The organism is Verrucosispora sp. SN26_14.1 (assembly GCF_004307965.1).
GTDB lineage: Bacteria > Actinomycetota > Actinomycetes > Mycobacteriales > Micromonosporaceae > Micromonospora.
Map to the genome: position 1 here is coordinate 1 of NZ_SISL01000581.1, position 3,273 is coordinate 3,273.

General features: G+C 70.1%; 4 protein-coding genes. All 4 read left to right on the forward strand.

Annotated features, from left to right (window positions below):
• Positions 1–1,188 (forward strand): lysine 5,6-aminomutase subunit alpha TIM-barrel domain-containing protein (locus EYA84_RS29405; RefSeq protein WP_131057311.1); only part of this gene is annotated, 1,188 nt, incomplete at its 5' end.
• A gap of 2 nt (positions 1,189–1,190) precedes the next feature.
• Positions 1,191–1,946: an OAM dimerization domain-containing protein gene (locus tag EYA84_RS29410; RefSeq protein WP_131057317.1), complete on the forward strand. Its 756-nt coding sequence runs from the start codon at positions 1,191–1,193 to the stop codon at positions 1,944–1,946.
• Positions 1,943–2,335 (forward strand): hotdog domain-containing protein, encoded by a 393-nt coding sequence (locus tag EYA84_RS29415; protein WP_131057313.1) that lies wholly within the window; start codon positions 1,943–1,945, stop codon positions 2,333–2,335. Before EYA84_RS29410 ends, EYA84_RS29415 begins: the two co-directional genes overlap by 4 nt.
• Positions 2,332–3,273: glutamate mutase L (locus EYA84_RS29420; protein ID WP_131057315.1), on the forward strand; the 942-nt coding region annotated here is incomplete at its 3' end. The genes EYA84_RS29415 and EYA84_RS29420, both read left to right, overlap by 4 nt.

Below are 3,273 nucleotides of genomic sequence, written 5' to 3' on the forward strand. Positions count from 1 at the left end.
GTGGCGGCGGGCGTGCGGCGCATCGATCGGCGGCGGGCGGAGCGGGATCGGTTGGTGCGGCGGTTCGGGGATCCGGTGCGGCGGCCGTGGGTGTATCTGATCGTGGCGACGGGGGACATCTACGAGGACATTCCGCAGGCGCAGGCGGCGGCGCGGGCGGGTGCGGACGTGATCGCGGTGATCCGGTCGACGGGTCAGTCGTTGTTGGACTACGTGCCGGAGGGGGCGACGCGGGAGGGGTTCGCGGGGACGTACGCGACGCAGGAGAACTTCCGGTTGATGCGGGCGGCGTTGGACGAGTCGTCGCGGGAGTTGGGTCGGTATGTGCGGTTGACGAATTACGCGTCGGGGTTGTGCATGCCGGAGATGGCGACGCTCGCGGGTCTGGAGCGGCTGGACATGATGCTCAACGACTCGATGTACGGGATTCTGTTCCGGGACATCAATCCGATCCGGACGTTCGTGGACCAGCGGTTCTCGCGGCAGGTGCACGCGCGGGCGGGGATCATCATCAACACCGGTGAGGACAACTATCTGACCACTGCGGATGCGGTGGACGAGGCGCACACGGTGACGGTGTCGCAGTTGTTGAACGAGTACTTCGCGCACGAGGCGGGGTTGGCGGACTGGCAGTTGGGGCTGGGGCACGCGTTCGAGATCAATCCGGAGGTGCCGGAGTCGTTCCGGTTGGAGTTGGCGCATGCGTTGTTGGCGCGGGAGTTGTTCCCGGATGCGCCGTTGAAGTGGATGCCGCCGACGAAGCACATGACCGGTGACGTGTTCCGGGGCAATCTGCTGGACGGGTTCTTCAACCTGGTGGGTGCCATGACGGGGCAGGGGATCCTGCTGGTGGGGATGATGACGGAGGCGGTGGTGACGCCGTGGTTGTCGGATCGGGACATCGCTCTGCAGAACGTGCGGTACGTGTTGGGTGCCGCCGGTGGGTTGCACGAGGACTTCGTGCCGGCGCCGGGTGGGTTCATCCAGCAGCGGGCGCATCGGGTGCTGGGTGAGGCGGTGGAGTTGTTGGAGCGGATCGGTGAGCGGTCGTTGTTGACGGCGATCGCCGAGGGCACGTTCGGGATCATGAAGCGGCCGGCGGATCGGGGTAAGGGGTTGGACGGGGTGGCGGCGCACGAGGCCGACTACTACAACCCGGCGACGGAGATCCTGGAGGCGGTGGCGTGACGGTGTCGCAGGGTCCGGTGGTGCGGCCGTACGGGGACACCACGGGTGACGGCATGGTGCAGGTGTCGTTCACGTTGCCGGTGCCGCATGACAAGCGGGCCGAGGGTGCGGCGGTCCAGTTGGCGAACCGGATGGGGATGGATCCGGCGTTGTTGGTGCACGCGAAGCAGATGGGTGACGGGTTCACGTTCTTCGTGGTGTACGGGCGGGTGAGTCATCTGGTGGACCTGTCGGCGGTGCAGGTGGTGGAGCGGGACTTTCCGCTGCTGTCGGCCAAGGAGGTCAACGCGGTGGTGAAGCGGCGGTTACGGCGCAAGTTGTCGGTGGTGGGGGCGTGTATCGGCACGGACGCGCACACGGTGGGCATCGACGCGATCCTGAACGTGAAGGGGATCGCGGGGGAGAAGGGTCTGGAGTACTACCGGGAGTTGTCGGTGACGAACCTGGGTGCGCAGGTGAGTGTGCCGGAGTTGGTGGAGGCGGCGCGGGTGGCGCGGGCGGATGCGGTGTTGGTGTCGCAGGTGGTGACGCAGCGGGACGCGCATCTGCACAACACGCGGGAGATGTCGGCGGCGTTCCGGGAGGCGTTGCCGGTGGGGCGGCGGCCGTTGTTGATCGTGGGTGGGCCGCGGTTCGACGAGTCGCAGGCGGCTGAGTTGGGGGTGGATCGGATCTTCGGTCGGGGCACCACGCCGGGTGAGGTGGCGTCGTATCTGGTGCACGCGTTGGTGACGGGTCGGAGGGTGGGGGCGGCATGACGGATCCTCGGGTGGGCCTGACGGTGACGCATCGGCGGTATGTGCCGTACGCGCATGCGCACTACGCGGGGAACCTGGTCGACGGGGCGTACGCGTTGGGTCTCTTCGGTGACGTGGCCACGGAGGTGTGTATCCGTACGGACGGGGACGAGGGGTTGTTCGCGTCGTACTCGGATGTGCAGTTCCGGGCGCCGTTGCGGGCCGGTGACGTGCTGGAGGTGGTGGCGACGGTGACGCGGGTGGGTTCCCGTAGCCGCACGCTGGACTTCGAGGCGCGGGTGGTGTGTCGGGGGCGCCCGGATCGGGGTGAGTCGGCGGCGGAGGTGTTGGAGGTGCCGGTGGTGGCGGTGTCGGCGACCGGCACGGTGGTCGTGCCCGCGCCGGTATGAGTGTCGCGGTCTGCGCCGACGTCGGGTCGACGTTCACGAAGGTGGCGGTGGTCGACCTGGCCGGTGGCGGGTTGGTCGGTGCGGCGTCGGTGCCGACGACGGTGGGTACGGACGTGCTGCACGGTCTGGAAGCGGCGGTGGCGGCGGCCGGGGTGGGTGGTCGGGACGTGCCGTGGTTCGTGTGTTCGTCGGCGGGCGGTGGGCTGCGGTTGGCGGTGGTGGGGTACGAGCCGTTGGTGACCGCGCAGGCGGGTCGGCGGGTGGGGTTGTCGGCGGGGGCCGATGTGGTGCATGTGGCCGCCGGGCGGCTGGGGCGGGCGGAGCTGGCCGCATTGCGGGCGGCGCGGCCGGACGTGGTGTTGCTGGTGGGTGGCACCGATGGTGGGGATGCCGAGACGTTGTCGCACAACGCGACGCGGTTGGCGCGGGCGCGGTGGCGGGTGCCGGTGGTGTTGGCGGGCAACGTGGACGTGCGCGGGGAGTTGGCGGCGGTGTTGGCCGGTGCGGGGGTGCCGGTGACGGTGGCCGACAACGTGTTGCCGCGTATCGGGGTGTTGGCGCCGCTGTCGGCGCGGGCGGCCATCCGGCAGGTGTTCCTGCGGCACGTGATCGGCGGTAAGCGGTTGTCGCGGGGGTCGCGGTTCGCGCGGTTGGTGCGGGCGGCGACGCCGGACGCGGTGCTGACCGGGGTGGAGGTGTTGGCGGACGCGGCCGGTGGTGACCTGGTGGTGGTGGACGTGGGGGGCGCCACCACGGACGTGTACTCGGTGTTGACGCCGGACGAGCGGGCCGACGGGCCGGGTCGGGAGGTGGCCGGGGCGTTGTGGCGGGCGCGGACGGTGGAGGGGGATCTGGGGATGCGGTGGAGCGCGCCGGGGGTGGTGCGGGCCGCCGTGGAGGAGCGGCTGGTCGGTGACGGCGAGCGGGACGCCCTGGCG

Excerpts from the sequence above, each read along its gene's own strand:
- EYA84_RS29415 (WP_131057313.1), top strand. The coding sequence starts at position 1,943 with ATGACGGATCCTCGGGTGGGCCTGACGGTGACGCATCGGCGGTATGTG.